The sequence below is a fragment of the Psychrobacter sp. AOP31-B2-9 genome (assembly GCF_052378005.1).
In the GTDB taxonomy this organism is placed as follows: domain Bacteria; phylum Pseudomonadota; class Gammaproteobacteria; order Pseudomonadales; family Moraxellaceae; genus Psychrobacter.
The window spans coordinates 1-6,570 of sequence record NZ_JBQSXG010000154.1 but is presented as its reverse complement, the minus strand read 5'-3'; the positions used below and the strand labels follow the sequence as shown (position 1 = coordinate 6,570).

At 40.1% G+C, this 6,570-nt stretch carries 5 protein-coding genes; 3 read left to right on the top strand and 2 right to left on the bottom strand.

Features of this window, described 5'->3' with window-relative positions:
- Positions 1 to 72: 72 nt before the first annotated feature.
- The 3 genes from ACT3SX_RS13035 to ACT3SX_RS13025 all read left to right on the top strand — a co-directional run bounded on the left by ACT3SX_RS13035 (position 73) and on the right by ACT3SX_RS13025 (position 3,305).
- On the top strand, positions 73 to 1,356 hold the full coding sequence (locus ACT3SX_RS13035; protein ID WP_192520511.1) for a phosphotransferase family protein: 1,284 nt from the start codon (positions 73 to 75) through the stop codon (positions 1,354 to 1,356).
- Positions 1,357 to 1,501: 145 nt separating this feature from the next.
- Positions 1,502 to 2,254, top strand: a complete 753-nt coding sequence (locus ACT3SX_RS13030) for a histidine phosphatase family protein (RefSeq protein ID WP_192520512.1) — start codon at positions 1,502 to 1,504, stop codon at positions 2,252 to 2,254.
- 181 nt (positions 2,255 to 2,435) lie between these two features.
- The gene (locus ACT3SX_RS13025) at positions 2,436 to 3,305 is read left to right on the top strand and encodes an SDR family oxidoreductase (protein WP_192520513.1); all 870 of its coding nucleotides are present in this window, start codon (positions 2,436 to 2,438) and stop codon (positions 3,303 to 3,305) included.
- Between the two features lie 84 nt (positions 3,306 to 3,389).
- On the opposite strand, the gene ACT3SX_RS13020 is transcribed toward ACT3SX_RS13025, so the two are convergent.
- Together ACT3SX_RS13020 and ACT3SX_RS13015 are read right to left on the bottom strand one after the other, a co-directional pair.
- Positions 3,390 to 5,090, bottom strand: coding sequence for an AMP-binding protein (locus ACT3SX_RS13020; protein WP_192520514.1), 1,701 nt, complete (start codon positions 5,088 to 5,090; stop codon positions 3,390 to 3,392).
- 1,115 nt (positions 5,091 to 6,205) lie between these two features.
- Positions 6,206 to 6,570 (bottom strand): ABC transporter permease (locus ACT3SX_RS13015; protein ID WP_263972672.1); only part of this gene is annotated, 365 nt, incomplete at its 5' end.

Sequence of the window (6,570 nt, the reverse complement as noted above, 5' to 3'; positions counted from 1 at the left end):
GAGATAGTAGGTTAAAACCGTATCTGATTTATATGTAAGTGATTATCATTAAATATAGATAAGGAATGTCTTATGGCGACTAATAGCAGTCCCACAAATAATAGTGCCACGAATGATGCTGCTACGACTGACAGCATTGCAAAAAACACAAAGGTTTTGGACATCGGTGGCGCGGTTCGTGATGGTGAGTCTCTAGATGTACAGGCAGTCAGTAGCTGGTTACGCGCACAGGGTGTGAATATTCAAGGTGAACCTGAGGTTACTCAGTTTTCCGGAGGCGCATCCAATTGGACATATCGTCTGAAGTATGACAACCAAGATTTGATATTACGTCGTCCCCCAAAGGGAACCAAAGCCAAATCTGCTCATGATATGGTGCGTGAATACACAGTTCAAGCCGCATTGAAGGATGCATATCCCTATGTGCCAGAAATGATTGCGTTGTGTCAAGATGAGTCGGTTATTGGTGATGATTTCTATGTGATGGAGCGTGTTGAAGGCATCATCCCACGTGCCAATTTACCCAAAGATATCAATCTTAATCCAGCCCAAATCCGTGAGTTATGTACCAATGTTATTGATGCTTTAATAGAGCTACATCAAGTTGATTATAGCAATCATCCTAACTTAGTAGCGTTAGGACGTGGTGATGGCTACTGCGCACGACAAGTTGGTGGCTGGAACAAACGTTATGCTAAAGCTAAAACGCCTAATGTTCCTAGCTTTGGCCTAGTTGGCCAATGGCTCACTGGTCATACACCAGCAGATATCAAGACCTGCGTGATTCATAACGATTGGCGCTTTGACAATGTTATTTTAGATGCAGAAGATCCCACACGAGTGATCGGAGTGCTTGATTGGGAGATGGCAACGCTAGGTGATCCGCTAATGGAATTGGGCAGTGCCCTTGCTTATTGGATAGAGGCTGATGATGATGCAGTGATGCAGCAGTCACGTCGTCAACCGACACATTTAGACGGTATGATGACCCGCAATGAAGTAGTGGACTATTACCTGACAAAAACAGGTCTGCAAGTCTCTAATTGGACGTTTTATGAGGTATTTGGCTTATTTCGTTTGGCTGGTATTATTCAGCAGATTTATTATCGTTTTTATAACAAACAAACCTCAAACCCAGTTTTTGAGAGTATGTGGATAGTGGTTCACATGTTGCATGCTAAATCTTTAAAGCTCATTGCGGCATTTGAAGGTGATGCATCATTTACCGCATATTTAACAGCACATTCGTCAGATATTAAGATAGATGCCGAAAGTATGGAGCAGTTGCCGAGTGAGGTGCAAGCGCTGGTAAAGAGTACATTACCGAAAGGCTATGCTGACGCTATGTATGCTTAGCTTACCTACAATATTACGAGGTATTTGTAGCCATTATGTTCATGGTTACAGCTACAAAGTGTTTTTTTCGTATCAAAAAGCGCATAGCTGCAGCTACATATATAAAGCACCTTATAGAAAGGCATAGAAAACAGGCAATATTAATATGACAACCATCCTTTTAGCACGTCACGGCCAGGCATCATTTGGACAAGAGAATTACGATCAGCTCTCAGAGTTAGGTATCACACAAGCAAAAATGCTGGGTCAGCACTATGCGGCCACACAACGCCGTATCGATGCCATATTTACAGGGAGTCTGGTGAGACAGCAGGATTCTGCTCAGCATTTTTTGGCCAGTTATCAGTCATCTATGACTATTAAAAATAGTCGCAACACGTCTACGAGCATGCGTGAGCCTGATAGTTATATTTTACCGCAGTTTGATGAATTCAATCATAAAGACGTGTTTGTCAAATCGGATCCTGCGTTTATTAATAAAGGCGCGATTGCAGCTGAGATTGCTAAAGCAGAGGTGCCAGCGACCCGTTTAGCTGAGTTGTTTGATCAGGCGATGCAGCGTTGGCATGGTGGTGACAACGATCAGGATTATCTAGAAAGTTGGCCGCAGTTTAATCACCGCGCTCAGCAAGCACTTGAACAGGTTTGTATTCAGATAGCCAATCTTAACTTGGATGCTGATAATACGGTATTGGTTTTTACCTCAGGGGGTGTGATAGCAGCTATTACGGCACAGCTATTAAAACAAAGCAGTCAAACCGCATATCAGTTGAATAAAAATTTGGTCAATACCGGTGTCACTTCCATTACTGTCAAAAACAAAAGTACACGTTTATTGTCTCTAAACGAATACAGTCATTTATTTTCTGATGGCCAATCTTTCGTAACGTGGCGTTAAACATAGCAGCAACGACAAGGAAGTTGCTTAAGATACATAACTGCGCTTTATATGAGTAAGGTCAGCCATAGCATTGGTCGGATGCTGTTGGTTTATTTTGATAACAAACAAAATCAATCTATAAATTTAGGATATTATAGATTATCGTTTTGATCTCATGTCGATATAAAAAGGACTGTCCATGCAAAGTAGAGTGATAAATTTGCTCACCAAAAAAGCCAGACAAAATAAGAATAAGATATTTGGTGCCGTTCAGCCAACACGCTATTTACAAAAGCTAAATAAGCAGCAGGTTGGACAAGATAAAACCGTACTTATCACAGGTGCGAGTTCAGGTCTGGGGGAAGGGATGACTAGGCTCTTTGCTGCGCTTGGCTACAATCTTGCGATATGCGCGCGTCGTATAGATCGTTTGGAGGGTCTAAAATCAGAATTGGTAGCAGCATATCCTAATATTCGTATCGAGCATCGAGCCTTAGATGTCAGTGATTACAGTTCGATTTTTGAAGTGTTTGATGCCTTTACTGCTGATTTTGGTCATATTGATAAAGTTGTTGTGAATGCAGGTGTTGGCGAGAGTCGCCGTATTGGCAAAGGTCGTTTTGAAACCAACCGCCGTACCGTTGAAATAAATTTCGTATCAGCCTTAGCACAGTGTGAAGCGGCTATGAATGTTTTTCGAACACAGAATGCTGGTCATTTGGTTGTGATATCTAGTATGTCTGCGATGCGTGGCTTGCCTAAGCATCTGACGGCTTATGGTGCTGCCAAGGCGGGATTGGCTTATTTGGCAGAAGGTATTCGTGCTGATATGCTATTAACAAAGTTGCCGATTAAAGTTTCCACTATTTATCCAGGTTATATTCGTACCGAAATCAATGAAAATGCCAAGCCACTGCCGTTTGAAGTAGATGCTGAAACAGGTACCAAAGCAATCGTCGCAGCGATTGAAGCTGGCGTAGATGAAGCGTGTGTACCAAGCTTGCCTTGGTCAGTTGTCGGGCAGGCTATGAAACACTTACCATTACGGCTGGTTAATAAGATGAACTAATAGTCAGTCATCAAAATATTAAAAAAGCCCTTTACTTGATAAGTAGAGGGCTTTTTTTAATTCAAACACTATGACGTTCAGACGTTATAGTGTTTGAGGGTTATCTGATATATGTTTTTCGCGCAATTTTTTCCGCAATACTTTACCAATATTGCTCTTTGGTAGTTCATTGATGAATTCAATATGACGCGGACATTTGTAACCAGTGAGGTTTTCCAAAGCATATTCTCTAATATCATTTTTGGTGACATCATCATCGCTCGGGACAACATAAATTTTGACAGCTTCGCCTTGGCGGCTATCTGGAATACCAATTACCGCACAGTCAATAATGCCTTTGTAGTCAAGCATGACGGATTCAATTTCATTTGGAAAAACGTTAAAGCCTGAAACCAAAATCATATCTTTTTTGCGGTCAAGTAGGGTGATATAACCTTGTTCATCCATGCTGACAATGTCACCAGTGCGGAAATAACCATCAGTGGTGAAATCGTTGCTACTGTCTTTATTAAAGTAGCCTGAGGTCACATTAGGACCTTTTATACACATTTCTCCTGCTTGATTGAATCCCACATGTTTACCATTATCGTCAGCAACGATGACATCGACGCTAGGAACGGGTATACCAATTGTACCGTTGAATTTACGGTCAGTGATGACGTTGGCTGTACCAGCAGCAACACCTTCAGTCATGCCCCAACCTTCAATCATTGGGCAACCAGTGACTGCCAACCATTTAGCCGCGGTCTGTTCAGTTGCTGCCATACCACCTGCTTGTGATATGCGTAGTGAGCTAAAATCCAAATCTTTAAAGTTTGGCTGATCGAGTAAGCCTTTGAATAGTGTGTTGACAGCAGGAATAATATGAAACGGTTGTTTTGATAATGTTTTAACAAAGCCTGACATATCGCGTGGGTTTGGCACCAATATAAAGGTGTAGCCTGAACGCATACCAAGCAAACTCAGCATAAATGCAAAAATATGATATAGCGGTAGAGCCATCACCATATTGATATAGACTTCGTTAATTTCTGAAGTGACAGGGCGGTACCATGCTTCTGACTGTAGAGCAGCAGAAACGATATTACGCTGTGATAAAATCGCCCCTTTGGATAGTCCTGTCGTTCCACCCGTATATTGCAAGATAGCTTTTTGTTGCATGGTGGTTTTTGGCGATTGAACAGGTAGGTTTTTGCCTTTTTTAAGCACTTCAGGAAACTTAGTAACCTGATATTTTGGGTCATTAAGATTATACTTGGGGACTAAGCGTTTCACCTGACGGATAACGGTATTGACTAAAATACCTTTTAGTCCCATCATATCGCCCATTTTTGAGAGAACAATGCGCCTGATGTTTGTCTCGTCAATAACTTGCTCAAGTGCTTGGGCAAAATTATCCACCACAAAAATAGTCTGGGCACCTGAATCGTTTAACTGATGGCGTAGCTCACGGCCAGTGTATAATGGATTAACAGGCGTACATACGTATCCTGCGCGCAATATACCAATCATTGTAGGTAAGTATTGCGGAACGTTTGGCATCATTAATGCTACGACACTGCCTTTAGGAATACCTTGAGCTTGTAACCATGCGGCAACTGCAAGTGATGCTTTGTCCACGTCACCATAAGTATGAGTAACACCCATACAGATAGTCATAGGATGGGGACGGAAACGGTCAAAGCATTCCTCGTATAACTCAATCAGATTTGCATATTGATCTGGATTGATGGTTTTAGGTACATTTTTTGGGTATTGAGCAAGCCAAGGTTTATCAACTGTCATACTTAGCGTTCTTAAATGCTGAGATTAAGTTAAGGTTCTATAAAAAGGTAGTCACATTCGTGTCAAACAATACAGATCGTTGCTGTGAGAGCAATGGCTTGCTGAGTGACATGATATGGTTTCACAGACTGTTAGAATACGCTGGCCTTTATATCTATAGCTTTTTAATTACAAATTCATTTAACCGCAAAGAATCATAATCTAAGTAGATTAAACGGTTAGGTATTTTTTTTGAGACTGAAAAAAAGTAAAGCAACTTATTTTGACAACACATTAACATAACTACAATTGATTTTTTTATGCCAATATAATACTTGATAGTTTATATTTAAATTTGATTAATTTAAATATATATGTTGCAACTATTTTGAGATAAATGGTCGATAAGATGTTGTAGTCGGTTATTTTTATTGAGAATAATAGTCATTATAACCAGTATTACTCTTTTAAGGCAATTTATTGGGTGATAGTTTTAACAATATGGTTATAACAGGGCAGGTTTCTGCATAGAAATTATCTATTTTTACAGTTCAGAGCGTTCTACCAATAGTATCAAACGCCCTTATTTAAAAAACTTATGTTTATTTTTTTTGGGAATTATTCGATATTCTTTTATAATCTTTGCAGCAACACCTTACTTATATGTCTCTTTGGTAATTCATTTACAAATTCAATATGATGCGGAGATTTGTAACCAGTAAGACTTTCCAAAGCATTCCTCATAGAGCTCTTTAATACTGTTGTACCTATTGGGATAAATCGTCTTAGGCACGCCATTGTAGTAATTAACAAGCCACGGTTTGAGTATTCAAAAATAAAGTGATTATTAATGAGTACACTATCATGAATGTGGATCAAGTAAACATTGGTTTGTCGTACTGGGTAGTACATAAATTAAAATAAATATATTCATAAAATCAAATATATAGTGGGATACTTTCAACATGAGGCGAGCGTTACAATGGAAGTTATGAGGCAGTATTTAACACATTAAGGCATAAATTCTTTATCTCTAACGCTATAGGTGGTGAGTCATTCATGGTGGGATAAATTGATAGCTTTTATTAAAAAAACGTCGATAAATGAGTAGGGCATTGATTGTACAACCAAGCGTGCTACTCACACATATCAAAAAACATCGTTATTATTTGGTAACGAACGGCTTGAGTAGGATCAGCCCCCGCAAGAATTTGTCCTGTCATCATGCCCGGCAAACTGACGATACCAACGACTAGCATAGAGTTTAATGTTGGCGTCATACCAGTGATAATGGCCGAGCGTATAGGCTCGTGTACCGCTTCAAATGGCCGCGCAGATAGGCTTAGCATCATCTCGATACGCCCCCGCTGCTCATAAAAAGATTCAATCAGTTGGTTGCTAGTCAAAGCAATAGCAGTGAGAGAGTTGCCCAATATTAATCCTAGTATGGGAATGATGAATTGCGGAGTGTACCAAGGCTGCACTTTTAAAATAATCATAA

Bases quoted from the DNA above. Each gene is read 5' to 3' on its own strand.
- ACT3SX_RS13035 (WP_192520511.1), top strand. From the start codon at position 73: ATGGCGACTAATAGCAGTCCCACAAATAATAGTGCCACGAATGATGCT.
- ACT3SX_RS13030 (WP_192520512.1), top strand. From the start codon at position 1,502: ATGACAACCATCCTTTTAGCACGTCACGGCCAGGCATCATTTGGACAA.
- ACT3SX_RS13025 (WP_192520513.1), top strand. From the start codon at position 2,436: ATGCAAAGTAGAGTGATAAATTTGCTCACCAAAAAAGCCAGACAAAAT.
- ACT3SX_RS13020 (WP_192520514.1), bottom strand. From the start codon at position 5,090: ATGACAGTTGATAAACCTTGGCTTGCTCAATACCCAAAAAATGTACCT.